The organism is Embleya sp. NPDC005575, assembly GCF_040605455.1.
In the GTDB taxonomy this organism is placed as follows: domain Bacteria; phylum Actinomycetota; class Actinomycetes; order Streptomycetales; family Streptomycetaceae; genus Embleya.
The window spans coordinates 14,703-31,712 of record NZ_JBEXCV010000065.1; the positions used below are offsets into that span (position 1 = coordinate 14,703).

Below are 17,010 nucleotides of genomic sequence, written 5' to 3' on the forward strand. Positions count from 1 at the left end.
CCCGGCCCCACCCAGGCCCTGTGCGAGGAACCTTGGCGCGGCCGCACCGCCCGGCACCGCCGGACGGGTCACGGTCGCGAGCGCACGAGGCGCCGGACGGACCGCGATCGGTCCATCCGGCGCTCGTGGTGCGGCGGCTGCGGCTACCGGCCGGCCGGCACGCGCCCTACTCCTTGGCCCCGACCGCGTCGATCGGAGCCAGCCGCAACAACCGGCGGGCCACCGGGGCCACCGTCAGTGGTGCCAGGAGCAGCGCCGCCGCGCTGATCGCCAGGCAGAGCGGCAGCGGCACATACGGGACGGTGGTGCCGTACGAGCCCTTGTTGACCGGGACCAGCGTGGCCAGGGCCACCGACAGACCCAGACCCAGACCGATCACGCCCACCATGATCGCCTCGCGGCGGATCACCGCCCGGACCTGACCGTTGGTGCTGCCGATCATCCGCATCAGGCCCAACTCCCGCGTGCGGGCCGCGGTGGTGACCGCCATCGTGTTGATCGCGGCGATCGTCGCGAAGCCGGCGAGGATGACCAGCATCACGTAGTTCAGCCACTTGTTGGTCTCGCGGTCCTTGTCCACCTGGGTGGCATACCCGGCCCGATCGGCGACCGACGTGCCCGGGTGACGCCCGGTCAGCGTGGTCAGCGCCGCGTCGGTGGCGCGGGTGTCCGCACCGGCGGCGAACTTCACCAGCAGGCGCGTATCCATCGCGCTCTGCACGTGCCCGGCGACCGCGGCCCGCGGCAGCGTCACGGCTGCGGTGCCCAGACCGCGGTCGTACAACGCCACCACGGTCGGCCGGATCTCGGTTCCGTCGCCGAGCCACATCGACACCTGCCCGCCGACCTTGCCGTGCAGCGCCGAGGCGATCATCCGGTCCAACGCGACCGCTCCGCCCGCCGGTTGCGGCGCGCCGGGTCGCAGGGCGTCGGTGCCGCCCTCGCGCACGTCCAGGTCCAGCGTGCTCGCCAGGTCCTGCGCGGTGCCGCCGATACCCTGCGCGCTCTGCTTTTCCAGGCCGCCGCTGCGGACGATCACGACCGAGGTGTTCAGCACCGAGGTCACCGACGCGACACCGGGAGTACCCGCGACGTCGGTGGCGGTCTGCGCGGTGAATCCGGGCCCGGCCAGCACCCGGTCCGCGGTCACCGCGTCCTTGGACTGCACGCTCGCGTAGTGGTCCTCGGCGGCGAACATGAAGCTCAGCGTCGCGGCGAAGGCGACCGACAGCGCGATCGGGGTGATCGCCGACGCGAGGCGCCGCGAGTTGGCCCGGGCGTTGTCGAACGCGAGTTGGCCGGTGGTGCCGAACAGGCTTCCCACCCAGCCGAGCAGCGACACCAACAGGTGCGCCAGGCTCGGGCCGAGCAGGCCGATCGCGACCATGAACAGCATGATCACGCCGCCGGCCGCGCCGACCGCGTCGTCGCCGGTCGCGTTCAGCGCGATCCGGGTCACCGCGATCGCACCACCGAGCGCGCCGAGACCGAGCACCAGCCGGAACCAGCCGACGAAGGCCTTCTCGGTGGCGGCGTCGCCCAGTGCCTCGGTGGGCCTGATCTTCGCGCTGCGCCGGGCCGCGAGCAGCCCCGCGCCCAGTGCGGTGAGCGTGCCCGCCCCGACCGCGACAAGCATCGGGATCGGGCCCACCGACAGCGTGACGCCGTGCGCGATCAGGCCGCGATCGTCCATCGCGTCGAACCACCAGCGAGCCAGCAGCGCACCGGGCAACGCCCCGAGGATGCCCGCGACCAGCGAGACCAGACCGGTCTCGGTCGCGATCATCCGGCGGATCTGCCACGGGGTGGCGCCCACGGCGCGCAGCAGTGCGATGTCGCGGCGACGCTGGCTCACCGACAGCGCGGTCGCGCCGGCGACCACGAAGATCGCCACCGCGAGCACGATGCCGCCCAGGGTGCCGCCGATCGAGGTGAGCATTTCCTTCGTGTCGCCGAACTGGGCGTGCTCGGCCACACCGCGGGCGTCCCCGGTGGACACCTTGGCGCCGGTGCCGGCCAGCGCGGTGCGCACGTCCGCGGCGACCTTGCCGGTGTCCGCGCCGGCCGTCGGGAGCACCCCGATCGCGGTGACCGTGCCGGGGTGTCCGGCCAGTCGCTGCGCCTCCGCGTCCGCCACGTACAGGTGTGCGCCGTGACCCGGCACCACGCCGCTCACCCGCAGCGCGACCTCGCCACCGGGCGTGGCCACCCGCAGCGTGTCGCCGACCTTGGTCGCGCCTGCGGCGGCCGTGGTCAGTACGGCCTGCCCCGCGCCGGGCACGGTGCCCCCGCGGGTGCCCGCCAGCGGCGCCGAGGACCACCCGTGGGCGTCCAGGACGGCCCGGTCGGTCTGCGCCGGGAAGGTCAGGTCGGGGATGACCGTGCGCACCCCGGGCACCGCGGCGATCCGGCCCGCGAGCCCGGCGTCGATCCGGGAGCGCTCGGGCAGCGGCGCCGACTCGGTGTACGTGCCCTCGCCGTGGCCCAGCCGCTTGCTCACCTTGTCCGGGCCGCTGACCAGCACGGGTGTGTCGGCGTAGCGCTCGGGCGCGGCGTGTGCGCGCAGACCGCTCTCCATGAACACGCCGCACATCGTGACCAGCATCGCGGCGAACAGGAGCGCCACGAACGAGCCCGCGAAGGACGCGGGTCGAAAGCGCACCGAGGTGCGCGCGAGACCGTTGGGTCGAAGAAGAGACATCAGGCGGCCTGTTCCTGCCGGGTGCCCACCTGCGAGAGATCGACCATCCGGGCGGCGATCGCCTCGGGGGTGGGCCGGTACAGCTCACCCGCGAGGTTGCCGGCGGCCAGGAAGACCACCCGGTCCGCGTAGGACGCGGCGACCGGGTCGTGGGTGACCATGACGATGGTGGCGCCGGTGTCGTCCACCGCGCGGCGCAGCAGGTCGAGCACCTCGGCGGCGGTGGTGGTGTCCAGCGCCCCGGTGGGCTCGTCCGCGAACAGCACGTCGGGTCGGGTGACCAGGGCGCGGGCGATCGCCACGCGTTGTTGCTGGCCGCCTGACAGTTGGGCGGGCCGTCGGCTCGCGTGCCGGTCCAGGCCGACCGTCGCGAGCACCTCGGCGGCGCGCCGGCGGTCGGCGCGTACCCCCGCCAGGCGCAGCGGGAGCAGGACGTTCTTCTCGACGGTGAGCGAGGGCAGCAGGTTGAACGCCTGGAAGACGAAGCCGAGCCGGGTCCGGCGCAGCCGGGTGAGCTCGTTCTCCTTCATCGCGGTCAGGTCGTCGGTGCCCAGCAGCACCCGGCCACCGTCCGGCCGGTCCAGACCCGCGGCGCAGTGCAGGAACGTGCTCTTGCCGGATCCGGACGGACCCATCACGGCGGTGAACGTGCCCCTGGGGATGGCCAGGTCGATGCCGCGCAGCGCGTGCACCGCCGACGCGCCCTTGCCGTACGCCTTGGTCACCGCGTCCAACCGCACCGCGCAGTCGACCGACGCGGGCGCCGCGTACCGCGGGGTGTACGCGGCATCCTTCTTCGCCTGCCGTGTACCGCGACCGCCTCGCCCGAACATGCTGCCTCCCGTGCCTCGTAACGCCTGTCGAAACCAACAGGCTCGACGCTACGGATCGGGTGGTGTGCGTCACGAGGGTGCGACCACGCGGATCGGGGGTGGGGTCAACCCCACCCCTGGGCGGGGGACCAGGACGCGGGGAACGGGCGACGCCCGGACCGCGGGTCTCAGGCGACGGGGCGAGCGCTCGGCTTGGCCCGGCTGGGCACCACGAAGGTGACGCCGAGGGCGACGAGCGCGGCGACGGCCGCGCAGACGAAGGTCAGGATGAAGCCGCGTTCGGCGGGCAGTCCGCCCGGGCCGGGGTTGGCGGTGAGCAGCGTCGTGGAGATCGCGCTCGCGCAGGACATGCCGACGGTGCGGGCGATCGTGTTGATGCCGGTGGCGATGCCGGTCTGCTCGACCGGGACGGCGCCCACGATCAGGTTGGCCATCGCCGACATGGCGAGCCCGATGCCGATGCCGAAGACGAACATGGCGACCAGGATGTGCCGGCCGCTGGTGTGCAGGAGCGCCAGGAACGCGAAGCCCGTGGCCATCAGCACGCAGCCGGCGACCATCGCCATCTTCGAGCCGAAACGTCTGTCGATCACGCCCGCCATGGGGCCGATCAGCAGCATCGCGAAGGCCTGCGGAAGCACGTACAGACCGGACACGGTCACCGTGGTGCCGAAGCCGTAGCCGGTGCTCTCGGGCATCTGCAGAAAGCGCGGGACCAGCAGCATGCCCGCCATCATCGAGAAGCCGACGAGCAGGCCACCGAGGTTGGTCGCCCACACTCCGCGCAGCCGCATCACCCGCATGTCCACGAGCGGTTCGTCCGTGTGCGACTCGGCGAACACCCACAGCCCGAGGAAGACGAAGCCGGCCACGAACAGGCCGATGGTGTTCAGCGAACCCCAGCCCCAGGACTCGCCCTTGCTCAGCGCCAGCATCACGCCGACCAGGCCGAGCGACAACAGCGCGCCACCGAGCCAGTGGATCCTCGCCTTGACCCGGACCGGCGAGTCGGGGATCAGGAACCACGAAGCGATCGCGGTGATGAGGCAGGTCGCCATCGGGATCCAGAACAGCCAGTGGTAGGACAGGTGGTCCATGATCGGGCCGGTGACCACGATGCCTATGCCGCCGCCGATGCCCATGATCGCGGACATCAGGCCGATCGCACCGGCCCGGCGCTCCGGCGCAAACTCGTCGCGCACGATGCCGAAGGAGAGCGGGAAGACGGCGCCGCCGAAGCCCTGGACCACCCGGCCGATGATCATCAGTCCGACCGAGTCGGCGAGCGCACACACCAGCGAGCCGAACGCGAGCATGCCGATGGTGAACACGAACAGGCGCTTCTTGCCGTACATGTCGCCCAGGCGCCCGAGGATGGGCGTGGTCACCGAGGCGCACAGCAGGTAGCCGGTCATCAGCCACGAGGTGGCGTCGGCGCTCGCACCGATCTCGGTCTGGATCTGTGGGAGGGCCGGCGCCAGCATCGACTGGAGCAGCGAGTAGGTCAGCGCACCCATGATCAGGACGAGTAGAACGAAACCCGTCCGGCTCATGCCTGCGGGCGCGGTCGTGATCGGGGCTTTGGGTGCGATGGGCGGGACAGTGGCGGACGGCGCCTGCTGCGCGCTCTTCAAGGTTGGTTCCTTACATGTACGGGCCACCGACAAGACGGTACGGCGCCCCGTGACAGGGTTTTTGGTTGGGTGTACCAACCGACTTTATGCGCCCTCGGAACACTTGATCACCGCCCGACGAGGCCCGGGGGTAAATTCCCCGTAAGTATTTGGCGCACAAGAGCCGGCAATTCGCCAAATATCAGTCAAAACTCAACGTGGGATTCTGTGCCAAGATCGATCTGACGCATCGTCACTTCCTGGGAAGGCAACCCCCGTGGCGGATCGAGAGCCCGAACTGCGCATCACCCACATCTCCGAAACCCCGTGGCACGAGGTCAAGGCCCAGTCGCACGGCGGCCGACGCACCTCGGTCTGGGAGAAGTTCCTGGAGTGGTCCCCCGAGCGGATGGTCATCTACGCCCGCTACGACGCGGGAGTCGTGGTCGAACGGCACGGTCACATGTCCGAGCACTACGTCTTCGTGCTCGCCGGCGAGGTCCTGATCGGCGACCGCCCCTGCCCCGCCGGCACCCACATCACCCTCGAACAGGGCGCCGCCTTCGGTCCCCTGATCGCCGGCCCCGAGGGCGCCACTCTGTACGAGATCATGTGCGGGGATCCCCGAGCGGTCCCCGCCGACCGCGAGGGCTTCGACCGCCTGTGCGCCGAACGCGACATCACCCCCCTCCCCAACCCGCCGGTCCCCTGGCCCGGCTGGCTCGCCACCCGCACCGACGGCGACCCGGGCGACGCGGACCGGCGCTAGCGCACGCTCCAGGCCCCTGCCGACCCCCGGAGTACGACACGGGGGCGGCAGGCGGCGCTCGACGGGGCGTCACGAGGGGCCGGGGGCCGACCGCCGGCGCCCTCCACGCTTGAGCGCAGCCTCCCGAGCTCGCTGAAAAATCAGGCCACCTGCGACAGGGTGGATCTGGTTCCGGGGGCCGCGAGCCGCCTAGCCTCGCGACATGGACCTGAAACTGGACCCGAACGCGAACCCCGACGCGGAGCCCGGCCCGGCGCTTTCGCACTGGAGTGCCGACCCCGGCTGGCTCAACACCGCAAGCAGCGGACTGCCGCCGGACGTCGCCATCGCCGCGCTGACCCGAGCGCAGGAGACCTGGCATCGCGGGCGTACCGACATGGACGGTTTCCATGCGGCCGGTGAGCGGGCGCGCGCGACCTTCGGGCGGATCGTCGGCGCGCCGGCCGAGGCGATCATGTCGGGCAACACCACCTCCGGGCTGCTCGCACCGTTCGCCGCCGGGCTGCCGGCCGGTGGGCGACTCGTGGTGCCGGAGGTCGAGTTCACCTCGAACCTGTTCCCGTGGCTGGTCCAAGAGGCCCGAGATGTCGAGGTGGTCACGGTACCGATTTCCGAGCTCGTCGCGGCGATCGACGAGCGCACCACGGCCGTCGCGTTCAGCCTGGTCCAGTCCGCCGACGGGTCGATCGCCGCCGAGGCGGACATCGTCGCGGCGGCCCGCGCGTACGGCGCGAGCGTCTACGTGGACGGCACGCAGGCATGCGGGTGGCTGCCGGTGGACGCCACGCGGTACGACCTGTTCGTGGTCAGCGCCTACAAGTGGCTGATGGCCCCGCGCGGCGCGGCCTACGGCTACGTCGCGCCGGAACTGGCCGCCCGCACCCTCCCGCACGCCGCCAACTGGTACGGCGGAGCGCCCGACGTCGACCCCTACTACGGCCCGCCGCTGCGCCTGACCGACACCGCACGCCGGTTCGACACCTCGCCCTCGTGGTTGTGCCAGGTGGGCGCCGATCCCGCGCTCGAACTGGTCGAGCGGATCGGCGTCGAGCGCATCCACGCACACGACGTCGCCCTGGCCAACCGCTTCCTGACCGCCCTGGGCCTGCCTCCCGGCGACAGCGCGATCGTCGCGATCGACCTCCCCGACGCCCGGGCCCGCCTCGAGGCCGCCGACATCCGCGGTGCGGCCCGCGCGGGCCGCACCCGGCTCGCCTTCCACGTGTACAACACCGACGCCGACGTGGACGCGGCCGTGGCCGCCCTCACGTCCTGACCCGTACGGCCCCCCACCCGGACCCGACGACGGCCGCGCGGAGCGGGCCGGGGCACCGGGTGGGCCCATGCCCCCGGTGCCCCGCGGCACGTCCCTCAGAGCAGTACCGCGGCCAGCGATCGCCAATCCGCCATCGGCGCCGCGGTCATCGTGTCGCCGAGAACCTGGACGCAGACGTGATCGGCCCCGGCGGCGAAGTGCGCGTCCACGCCCGAGCGGATCGCCGATTCGTCGCCCGAGACCACCAGTCGGTCGACCAGGCGTTCGCTGCCGCCGTCGGCGAAGTCGTCCTCGCTCAGGCCCAGACGCAGCAGGTTGCGACGGTAGTTGGGCAGTTCGAGGTAGATCCGCAGGTGCTCGCGGGCGCGCCGCAGCACCGTCTCCCGGTCCGTGGCGACGACGACGGCCTGCTCCACCGCGAGCAATCGATCCGCGCCCAACGCCGCGCGCGCCTCGGCGGTGTGCTCGGGCGTGACCAGATAGGTGTGCGCGCCCTCGGCCCGCTCCCGAGCGAGGTCCAGCATCCGCGGGCCGAGCGCCGCGAGCACGCGCGGCGGGCGCGGGGCGTCGCCGCCGGCCGCGAAGTACAGCGCGGAGTCCATCGCGTCCAGGTACTCCCGCATGTGCGCGAGCGGCTTCTCGTACCTGCGCCCACCCGGCCGCAGTCCCTCGACCAGCCCGCCGTGGCTGATCCCCAGTCCGGTCAGGAAGCGCCCGGGGTACGCCTCGTGCACCGTGCGCGACGCCGCGTTTGCGGCCATCGCGTCCCGGGCCCACACATTGGCGATCCCCGTCGCCGCGGCGATGCGCGGTGCGGCGCCCAGCACCAACAGTGCCTGGGTGAACGCCTCGCGGCCCACCGTCTCGCCCCACCACAGTGCGCCGTAGCCGAGTTCGTCGAACTCGGCCACGGTCTCGCGCAGCTGCGACACGGGCAGGAAGTCGAGCGCGGCGGTCCACAACCCGATCCGACCCAGGTGCCGAACGAGCCCTCCCGAGGGCTCCTCCGATGGCCGAGGCCCGGTCGAGGTCGGTATCGCCGTCGGTATCGGTGTCGGTGTCGGTGTCGGTGTGGTCATGGCGCGCTCCCGAGATCCTGTAACGCCGTAACAGAGAGATTCTCCCGCACCATACCCGTCGACATGGGTCACCCTTGGTTCCGAGGGAACCATCGACGCGGAATCATGGTCTGGTCACACGAACCATGTGCCAACCGCACCCATGCCATTGCCGGATCCGTCGGAGACCTCGTGCAGAGTCCGCTGTTCAACCACACGGTGAGCCAGTCCGCAGAGCGCTACAGCCTGCAGAACGCGCACATGCTCCGGGTACTGCTGGCCCCGGAGGTGGGCACCGAGGTGCTCGCCCGCAAGGGCGCGATGGTGGCCTACCAGGGAAATGTGCAGTTCGAGGGGGCGTTCCAGACCGCCGCCGAGATCCGCACCGGCGCCCTGACCGGCGACATGCTGGACCTGATGCGCTGCCACGGATGCGGCACGGTCTACCTGGCCAACCAGGCGCAGAGCATCCACATCCTGAATCTGCACAACGAGTCGCTGATCATCGAGGACGAGAACGTCCTGGCCTTGGACAACACGCTGAACTGGAGCGTCGTCCAGATCGACGCGGGCTACAACGTGGGCGGCATGGGCGCCTATTCGATGCAGATCGGCGGCACCGGCAAGGTCGTGATCACCACGTCCGGCGCACCGCTGGTACTGCGCGCCTCCAACGATCGCGAGGTGTTCGCGGACGCCGACGCGGTGATCGCCTGGACCGCCGGTCTACAGACCAGCCTCCAGGCGCAGACCACATCGGAGCGCATCTGGCGCCGTCGCCGACAGACCGGCGAGGGCTGGACGATGGCCTTCATCGGCGAGGGCTACGTGGTGGTCCAGCCCAGCGAGATCCTGCCTCCGAACGTAACCGCGATGGACGGGAACCGCTTCGTGGGCATGGGCCGGGACGGCTTCCAGAACAACACGTGGGGCGGCCCCGGCGGCCCGCACGGCACTCCGCCCCCACCGCCCGGGCCGGGCCCGTACGGCGGACCGGGCCCCTACCCCCCGGGCCAACCCGGCCCGTACGGCCCCGGCCCCCAAGGCCCGCAGGGTCCCTACGGCCCTCCCGGGCCGTACGGCCCCCCGCGCTGACTCCACGCCGGGCCCCGCGCCGCGGCCCGGGTCGGCCACTTCACCCGCAAGCGCCCGACCCGCATCGCCGCCCGACCCGCCCTACTCCTCCCGCCGCCGAGGCGCCCGGGCCAACTGCCGGGACTGCGCGACCAGTCGGTCCGCCGAATCCCATACCTCGCCGTCCTCCTCCAGGTAGCCGCCGGCCAGGTTGCGCGTGGTCAACGACACCCGCAGCCACCCCGGCACCGGCCTGGCCCGCACGTGCACGGTCAGCTCCACGGTCGGCACCCAGCCGCGCAGGCCCAGGTCGAACGCGGTCGGCGGGAGCGCGTCGACCGCCAACAGCAGCGCGAGCGGATCCGGCTCGCGGCCGTCCGCGAGCCGCCACCAGGCGCGCACCTCGCCGCGTCCGGACGGCTTCCCGGTGAGCCAGCCGGCCGTCGCCGGGTCGAGCAATTGCTCGGTGCGGTCCATGAACGTGGTGCGCCGAATCGGCGCCACATCGGCAAAACTCGCGGCGCACCGCGCGGGCGAGGGCAATTCCGGCGGCCGGGCGCCGGTCCGCACCTGCGGGTCCAACCCGGCCAGATCGCCGTAGGAGGCGGTCACGTGCACCCGGGTCTCGCCGTCCTGCACGATCCGGGCGGTGCCGGTGCTGAGCGTGCGCCCCGTGCGCAATACCTCCGTACGCACCTGGGCGGGCCCCGGCTGCGAGGTGGTCAGGTAGTGCGCGGTGATCGTGAACGGGTCGGGGTGCGGCAGCGCCGCACCGAGCGCGCGGCCGGCGAGGGCGAGCAGGTATCCGCCGTTGAGGCCCATGCCGAACGCCCAGTCCGGCGAGAGCGTGGTGTCGTAGGTGCCCGGTGCGTCCGGGCGCGGGACGCACGTGGTGTCCCGATCCAGTTCGTGGCGCGGCTCGGCGGCGGCCGGCCCGGTCTCGGCGGATGCCTGCTCGGTCATGGTGACGACTCCACGGATGCTCGGCTGACGAACGATCAGCTTGGCACAGTCATGGATTCGGGCCGCCGCCGCGCCCTCACGGCCGGCTACCCGATGCCCGCCGCGGCCCGCACTCACAGATACGAGCCGTCGTCCTCTTGGTCCGGGAACCCGTTCGGCGGTCCCACCTCGGCGTTGTTCCGCAACATCAGGGTCAGCCGAATGCCGCCCCACAACCCTTCCAGCCAGCCGATCAGCTGGGCGTGCACTATCCGCAGTTCCGCCACGCTCGGCGCATCGCCGTCGGCGAAGGGCCGGGCGAGGCGCTCCAGTTCCTCGTACAGGTCGGGTGCGAGCGAGCGCCGCAGCTCGGGCAGGGAGCGCTCGTAGACCACTCGCACCCGGCCGCGACCGGACTCGTCCAGCGGTGCGTCGCGCAGTTCCTCCAAGAGGTGGCGAATCATCTCGGCGACGCGCATCACGCGGTCCGGTGCCGGCACCAATTCGCCGAGTGGACGCTGGTCATCCCCGTCCTGGGTGGTCGTGACAATCGGATCAACCATGCGCCGCGCCTACCCTGCACAGAAGCCGGAAAACCGCCGCCGGGTTCAGCCCCGGGCCCGCGAGGCGGGCGGAGCGGGCGGCCCGGACGGTCCCCCGTCGCACTCGCGCACCGGCCGAACGTGCTCGTCCGGCAGCGGATGAGCACGTGCCTCGTCGCCCTCGACCACCGGCTCGGCCGTCGGCCGATCACCCTCGGGAACCGGCGCGATCGCCTCCGTCGACTCCCCCGCCGGCGTCGGCGCCCCGACCGCTTGCACGTCGGCGGCCCGCTCCACCCGCGCCCGCGCCTTGGCGGCCCGAAGCACCACGACCACGCACGCGAGGAACGCCAGGTATGCGACCACCCCCACCGCCAACCAGGTCCACACAGCCCTCTCCCCACGCCAGTCGATCACCAAGAGCTATCAACCGAAATCTACCCGTAAGCGAGGCTCGCCCAACGCGTCTCGCGCGTCCGCCTCGTGCGGGTTTCGTGGAGAACCCGTGCAGGCCCGCCGTCCGACCGAACGGGACGACCGGTCTACCGACCGGTCTGCGAACCTCACGCCCCCCAAGGACGCACGGCGGGCGACCCGGGTTCCCGCCCGCCCACCCCGATTCACCCGAGCCCCTCCCACCTCGTCGTTCGTGCCGCCAGAGCAGGTGATAGAGCACCGGCAACACCGCAATCCGGTCTCCGACGTCGTCGGCCCCCGCGAACAGCAACTGCGGTTCGACGAACACCTCCCGCAACAGCTCCGCCGCCGACACCCGATGGCAGCGCGGATGGCGATAGCGCGCCGCTCGCGGCGTCCCGCTCCACCCACGACTCGTAACCCCACCCGGTCACGCGAGGTCGCCGCCCAGTAGTCAAATGAGTGACCACCTGCTTCACACACCCCGAGAACCAGATCATCTGAGACGGGGCCCAGATCTCTGGGGCCAAGGGCAAATGGTCGGTCACGGTCGGCATCTGCTGTTGTCCGCGGGGTAGGAAATACAGCCGGTGGGCATTCCGTCTCACTGAACATGGTCGGCTGCAACTGGACTGCTGACGTGGCTAGGACTGACGGCGTGCGAAGAGGACCGCACCCGGAACGCTCTCGTCGGGGTCGATCAGCATTTGGGCCTCGACGGTGAACCCGGCATCGCGTAGCCAGGCCGCCACTTGGTCGGGCCGGCGGCGGTGAACGTGGACGTTCATCGGGTGGCCGCCGTAGCCCTGCGTCTTCAGCCTCGACTCGTCGCCGACGTGAAAGCCGAGCAGCAGTGGTCCGCCGGGACGCAACACGCGCCGAAAGTGGCCGAACACCGTGGGCACTGCTTCGTCGGGGACGTGAATCAACGACCAAAATGCGAGCAGGCCGACGACTGAAGCATCGGCGAGGTCGAGGTCGGTCATCGAGCCCACCTCGAACCGCAGGCGGGGGTGGTCACGCCGAGCCACGTCGATCATCACGGATGAAAGGTCGATGCCGAAAGCGTCCACACCCAGCTCGTGCAGGTGAGCGGTGACGTGTCCAGGTCCGCAGCCCACGTCCGCCACCGGCCCACCGCCGGCGGCGTGCACCAAGTCGGCGAACAGCGCCAGAGCCGCCCGAAGATACGGCGCCCCGGCCAGAACCTCGCGTAGTTGGTCGGCATAGCTGACCGCGACCGTGTCGTACGAGGTCCGGGTGTCTGCCAACCAGCGGGCCGCATTCATGGCTCGACAGAGTAGTGCAGTGATCAGGATGACGAACCAGATCAACTGAGATCAACGACGAATCAGACCAGGTCACTTGAGACGGAGACCAGATCGTCGAGAAGAGCTTCCCAAATGCTGTGTTTTCGGGGACTCGCGGCACGGGTTTCAGTCCGTCCAGGGTGAGGTCGAGGAGGCGTTCGGCCTGCTCTCGGCGCTCGGGCCTGGCCGAGGTGAGGGCGATGCCGGCGAGGGCGGCGAAAACTCGGCGGCCTTCGCTCGCTGACGCGCCGTCAGCGCGAACGATCCGGGCCGTACTCGGGCCGGGCGACCGCGTCCGGCCCGGCGCCCGGCGCGGCCGGATCCGAGGGTGGTCGCGGGTATCAGCCGGGGAAACTCGCGCCACCCTTGGCCCAACGGAACTCCCGTACCGGATCCGCCAATTCGAACCTCGTGCTCCAGCCCTGCCCAAGCGGCTGCCGCCGACGCTCACCCGACTCGAAGAAGTCCAGTTCGAACGCGGACAACGCGGCATCACCGAACGCACGCGCCGGTACCCCCACCGTCCCCCCAGACCACCAGCAACCCCACCCGGTCAATCTTCGATGGCAAACGGTGAAGCATCGCTGTCACAGGACAGACGGCACTCCACAGCACATGCTTGCGAAAGAAGCACTCCCGATATATCGTTGAGGCATCGCGAACGATCGCGATACGCACAGAAGATCAACACAGAAGATCAACACGGAAGATCAACCGGACCAACCGGGAGAACGACCGCCTGATCAAATGCAAGGTCGATCGGCGGCTCGACGAGTCGCCTCTTCACAAGGAGAAACCCATGCACCGCAGCAAAGGGCGCCCCCCGTGGGGCGCAGAAGGACAGAACCGCCCCGCCTTCGGACCGTGGGGCCCGCCCGGCCCCGGCCCGTGGGGACGCGGGCACGGCCACGGTGGCCGTGGCGGACCGGAAGGGCGCGGTCGAGGCCGTGGGCGCGGTCGCGCCCGACGCGGCGACGTACGGGCCTCGATCCTGGCCCTGCTCACCGAACGGCCGATGCACGGCTACGAGATGATCCAGGAGATCGGCGAACGCACCGGCGGTGTGTGGAAGCCCAGCCCCGGTTCGGTCTACCCGACCCTCCAGCTCCTGGAGGACGAGGGTGTGATCGAGGGCGTCGAGGGCAGCGGCCGCAAGCTGTTCACCCTCACCGACGCCGGCCGTGAGGAGGCCGCCGCACTCCCCGAGGGCACCAAGCCCTGGGACGAGGCCAGCCAGGGCGTCGACTTCGAGGCGGTCCACGACCTGCGCTCGGCGATGCACGGCATCGGCGACGCACTGCGCCAGCTGATGATGAACGGCACCGAGGCGCAGCGGGCCAAGGCCCTGGAGGTCGTCACCGACACGCGCAAGCGGCTCTACCTGATCCTGGCGGAAGCCGACTGATGTGGGTCGCCCGGATCACCGATCGCCGTCTGCGGCTCGGCAAACCCGTGCCACCGCGCAGGCCGGTTCCGTGCGGGGTGTCCCGGTAGTCGAAACCGACTGCCGGGACACCCTCCGGTCCGCCCCGTCGAACCCGACCGTCGGGGTGCCCCCCGATCACCAGGGCGCGACCCGATAGTCCTTGAGGAAACACCCGAACACCGGCTCTCCTCGCTCCCCGCGCACGATGGGGTCGTACACCCGAGCCGCACCGTCGACGATGTCCAACGGCGTGCGGAACCCGGCCGCCGCGACCCGCGCCTTGTCCGGGAGCGGCTTCTCGTCGGTGATCCAGCCCGTGTCCACGCTGGTCATGTACACGCCGTCGGTGGCCAGTTCCTCGGCGCTGGTTCGGGTCAACATGTTGAGCGCGGCCTTGGCCATGTTGGTGTGCGGATGCCCGGGCGACTTGTAAGCGCGCCCGAACTGGCCCTCCACCGCCGACACGTTGACGATGTAGCGCCGCTCGCGCACGGCCGCGCGCAGCAGCGGCAGCAGCCGGCTCACCAGCACGAACGGTGCAGTGACGTTGACGAGTTGCACTTCGAGCAGCTCCACCGGATCCACCTCGTCCACCCGCCTGGACCACGAGTTGGCCGAAGCCCGGTCCGGAATCAGCCCCGCCGCGTCCGGCTCGACCCGAGCCGGCTCCGCACCGAGCGACGGCGCGGCCGGGTCCCACCCGTCGGCGGGCAACCGGTCGAGCGCGAACGAACCGATCCCGGGCGCGAACGCGAACGCACCGGCCCCGAGCGCGGCCCGCTCGGCCGCCAACAACGGCCCGTACGCCGACGCCGGGCGCCGGATCGTCTGCGCCGCGTTGTTGACCAGGATGTCCAGGGGGCGGCCTTCGGCCACCAATCGATCGCACCAGGCCACCAGCCCGCCGAGGTCGCGCAGGTCGATCGCGTGCACGTGCAGCCGGTGCGCCCACGCGTCGTAGTCCGGCACGGCGGCGAACCGCTCGTGCGTGTCGTGCGGAAAGCGCGACGTCACGATCACCTCCGCGCCGTCGCGCAGGAGTTTGAGCACCAGTTCGTGGCCGATCTTCACCCGACCGCCGGTGACCAGCGCCCGCCGCCCGGTCAGGTCGGTGCGCGCGTGGCGTCGTTGTCGGTTCTCCACCGCGCACGAGGGGCACAGCCGGTGATAGAAGCCGTCGACCCGCCGGTAGGGCCGCTTGCAGACGTAGCAGCGCAGGCCCATCTCGACCACGCCGACACACGAGGGCAGCCCGGTGTCGTCCAGCGGGAGGTCCTCGATCCGGTCGGCGGCGCCCAGCGCGGTCCGCTCGGTCACCGCGGTGCGCTCCCGCGTGCGCAGCTCACGCTGCTCGGCCCTGCGGCGGTGGCGCCCGGAACGGATGAAGGAGGCGAGCGCCTGCTCGATCCGCCGCCGCTCGGGCGCCTCCGGCCCCAGGTCGGAGAGCGCGCCGAGGACGGCGAGACAGTCCTCGAGGGATGGTGTGCGGGAGTGGGTGTCCGGGTCGTTCATGGGGTCCCCCCGAGGGACGTGCGGCGGATCCGGCGGCCGGCCCTATGGCTCCGCGGGATCCGCGAAACGGGCGTCACCCGGGTGCACTGGCGGCTCCCATCGGTTTGCTCCCTTCACGGGCGGATCGTGGGCACCTGCCGACGGAGCGTCGGGTCGGCACGTCGGCCGATCGCCGACGGAGCGTCAGGTTAGCGAGCGGCCGACATGCCGGTCACCGGCTTTTCCCATCCGCTCCCGGTTGGCGCGGCTCGGCGTCCTCAGCGGGCCGAATCCCGACCGTCCACGACGGCGCGGAGCAGGTCGAGTTCGGACACCGAGCCGGGTTCGCCGCCGATCGCGACCAATCGGTTCGCCGCGCGCTGCAACTCGGCGTTGACCGGGGTCGGCACGCCGTGCAGCCGGCCGATCCGGACGATCTCGCCGTTGAGGTAGTCGGTCTCGATGCCGCCGGTGTGGCGGTACAGGCTCTGCCAGGACGAGCCGCCGGGTCGCCGCTCGCCGCGCACCGGGCGCACCTGGACGAGCGTGCTCACCGGCGCGAACTCGGCATGGATGCCCGCCGAGAAGAGCACCGTGCGGGCCTCGTCCATGGCCAATCGGTCCAGATTGCCGCCGCGCGCGCTCGGGCCGCACAGCGCCTCGACGGCGTTGCCCAGGTTGGTCACCAGCTTGCCGTACTTGTACGCGGTGATGTCCTCGTACACCTCGGAGCCGTAGCCGGCGCCCGACAAGACACGTGACACCTGGGCCGCGAACGTGTCCCGGCCGTGCGGGTAGCGGCCGATGTCCAGGACCCCGGTCACCGGCGACGAGTACGCGCGCACGACGCCCGGTTCGAGGAAGGCGGTCGGGCACGCGACCAGGACCCCGTAGACGTTCGCGAACAGGCGCAGCGCGGTGCCCTCGTTGGCCACGCCGTTTTGCGCACACAGGATCGGCACCCGCGAATCGGCGTATCGGGCCAGCTCACGCAGTGCGTCGGCGGTGTCGTGGGACTTCACGCACAGCACCACCGCATCCACTTCGGCCCAGTCCACGAGCGGGTCCAGTGCCGCGATGTCGGTCACCGCGTCCAGCCGCACCACGTCCTCGCCGTCCGGGAACTGGACCCGAAGTCCGTGCGCGCGGATGGCGTCGACGTGGGCGCGCCGGCCCACCAGGTGTACGACGTGCCCCGCCTGCGCGAGGCGAGCACCGAGGACGCTGCCGACTGCCCCGGCCCCCAGGACTACAAATCGCATGGCCGATCCCTCCCCGACGCGAGAGGCCATCCAAACACGTCCCGGCATCGCCGTGGGGCCCGCGAGGCCACCGGTTTCCGGCCCCGCGACGCCGCGGATCGCACGGGCGCGTGACGGCGGGTGGGATGCCCGGGCGTGACCCGAATCCCGCCGGGTCGTTCCCGGGCACATTCTTGCCGGCACGGCGACGGACGCGTCGGATCGCCGGAGTCCGGCGCCTGCGAATGGTCAGGGCCGGGCACCCGAGAGTACCGGGGCGCGCGAGGTTCGGATCAAGGCCGCGGGTCGATGCCCGC

At 71.4% G+C, this 17,010-nt stretch carries 15 protein-coding genes and 1 pseudogene; 4 read left to right on the top strand and 12 right to left on the bottom strand.

What is annotated here, in order from left to right; all coding sequences use genetic code 11:
* Positions 1-166: 166 nt before the first annotated feature.
* The 3 genes from ABZS54_RS22185 to ABZS54_RS22195 form a co-directional block, all read right to left on the bottom strand.
* The gene (locus ABZS54_RS22185) at positions 167-2,701 is read right to left on the bottom strand and encodes an ABC transporter permease (RefSeq protein ID WP_355538602.1); all 2,535 of its coding nucleotides are present in this window, start codon (positions 2,699-2,701) and stop codon (positions 167-169) included.
* Positions 2,701-3,534, bottom strand: a complete 834-nt coding sequence (locus tag ABZS54_RS22190; protein WP_355538605.1) for an ABC transporter ATP-binding protein — start codon at positions 3,532-3,534, stop codon at positions 2,701-2,703. Before ABZS54_RS22190 ends, ABZS54_RS22185 begins: the two co-directional genes overlap by 1 nt.
* A gap of 167 nt (positions 3,535-3,701) precedes the next feature.
* Positions 3,702-5,168: an MFS transporter gene (locus ABZS54_RS22195; protein WP_355538608.1), complete on the bottom strand. Its 1,467-nt coding sequence runs from the start codon at positions 5,166-5,168 to the stop codon at positions 3,702-3,704.
* A 256-nt stretch (positions 5,169-5,424) separates the two neighbouring features.
* On the opposite strand from ABZS54_RS22195, the gene ABZS54_RS22200 reads away from it, so the two are divergent.
* Positions 5,425-5,916 (top strand): hypothetical protein, encoded by a 492-nt coding sequence (locus ABZS54_RS22200; protein WP_355538611.1) that lies wholly within the window; start codon positions 5,425-5,427, stop codon positions 5,914-5,916.
* 202 nt (positions 5,917-6,118) lie between these two features.
* Positions 6,119-7,192 (top strand): aminotransferase class V-fold PLP-dependent enzyme, encoded by a 1,074-nt coding sequence (locus ABZS54_RS22205; RefSeq protein WP_355538614.1) that lies wholly within the window; start codon positions 6,119-6,121, stop codon positions 7,190-7,192.
* A gap of 95 nt (positions 7,193-7,287) precedes the next feature.
* Here the strand turns inward: ABZS54_RS22205 and ABZS54_RS22210 are convergent, their stop codons facing one another.
* Positions 7,288-8,271 carry a TIGR03620 family F420-dependent LLM class oxidoreductase gene (locus tag ABZS54_RS22210; protein WP_355538617.1) on the bottom strand — a complete coding sequence of 328 codons (984 nt, stop codon included), beginning with the start codon at positions 8,269-8,271 and terminating at the stop codon, positions 7,288-7,290.
* Positions 8,272-8,442: 171 nt separating this feature from the next.
* On the opposite strand from ABZS54_RS22210, the gene ABZS54_RS22215 reads away from it, so the two are divergent.
* A complete protein-coding gene (locus tag ABZS54_RS22215) occupies positions 8,443-9,345 on the top strand; it encodes an AIM24 family protein (protein WP_355538620.1) in 903 nt (300 codons plus the stop codon).
* Between the two features lie 81 nt (positions 9,346-9,426).
* Here ABZS54_RS22215 and ABZS54_RS22220 read toward each other — a convergent pair whose 3' ends face one another.
* From ABZS54_RS22220 to ABZS54_RS22245, 6 genes and pseudogenes are all read right to left on the bottom strand, one after another.
* The gene (locus tag ABZS54_RS22220; protein ID WP_355538623.1) at positions 9,427-10,287 is read right to left on the bottom strand and encodes a thioesterase family protein; all 861 of its coding nucleotides are present in this window, start codon (positions 10,285-10,287) and stop codon (positions 9,427-9,429) included.
* A 113-nt stretch (positions 10,288-10,400) separates the two neighbouring features.
* Complete coding sequence (locus ABZS54_RS22225; protein WP_355538626.1) at positions 10,401-10,829, bottom strand: proteasome activator; 429 nt, start codon at positions 10,827-10,829, stop codon at positions 10,401-10,403.
* Between the two features lie 45 nt (positions 10,830-10,874).
* Complete coding sequence (locus ABZS54_RS22230) at positions 10,875-11,198, bottom strand: hypothetical protein (RefSeq protein ID WP_355538629.1); 324 nt, start codon at positions 11,196-11,198, stop codon at positions 10,875-10,877.
* Between the two features lie 671 nt (positions 11,199-11,869).
* Complete coding sequence (locus tag ABZS54_RS22235) at positions 11,870-12,514, bottom strand: class I SAM-dependent methyltransferase (protein WP_355538632.1); 645 nt, start codon at positions 12,512-12,514, stop codon at positions 11,870-11,872.
* A 142-nt stretch (positions 12,515-12,656) separates the two neighbouring features.
* Positions 12,657-12,758: pseudogene (locus ABZS54_RS22240) on the bottom strand (TetR/AcrR family transcriptional regulator); the annotation flags it as partial.
* Positions 12,759-12,876: 118 nt separating this feature from the next.
* Entirely contained in the window at positions 12,877-13,020 is a 144-nt protein-coding gene (locus ABZS54_RS22245; RefSeq protein ID WP_355538635.1) for a hypothetical protein, read from the bottom strand.
* Positions 13,021-13,334: 314 nt separating this feature from the next.
* Between ABZS54_RS22245 and ABZS54_RS22250 the strand changes: the two genes are divergently transcribed.
* Positions 13,335-13,940 carry a PadR family transcriptional regulator gene (locus ABZS54_RS22250; protein ID WP_355538638.1) on the top strand — a complete coding sequence of 202 codons (606 nt, stop codon included), beginning with the start codon at positions 13,335-13,337 and terminating at the stop codon, positions 13,938-13,940.
* 156 nt (positions 13,941-14,096) lie between these two features.
* Here the strand turns inward: ABZS54_RS22250 and ABZS54_RS22255 are convergent, their stop codons facing one another.
* Both ABZS54_RS22255 and ABZS54_RS22260 read right to left on the bottom strand, forming a co-directional pair.
* Entirely contained in the window at positions 14,097-15,473 is a 1,377-nt protein-coding gene (locus tag ABZS54_RS22255; RefSeq protein ID WP_355538641.1) for an SDR family oxidoreductase, read from the bottom strand.
* A gap of 257 nt (positions 15,474-15,730) precedes the next feature.
* Positions 15,731-16,714 (bottom strand): 2-dehydropantoate 2-reductase, encoded by a 984-nt coding sequence (locus ABZS54_RS22260; RefSeq protein ID WP_355538644.1) that lies wholly within the window; start codon positions 16,712-16,714, stop codon positions 15,731-15,733.
* Between the last annotated feature and the right edge of the window lie 296 nt (positions 16,715-17,010).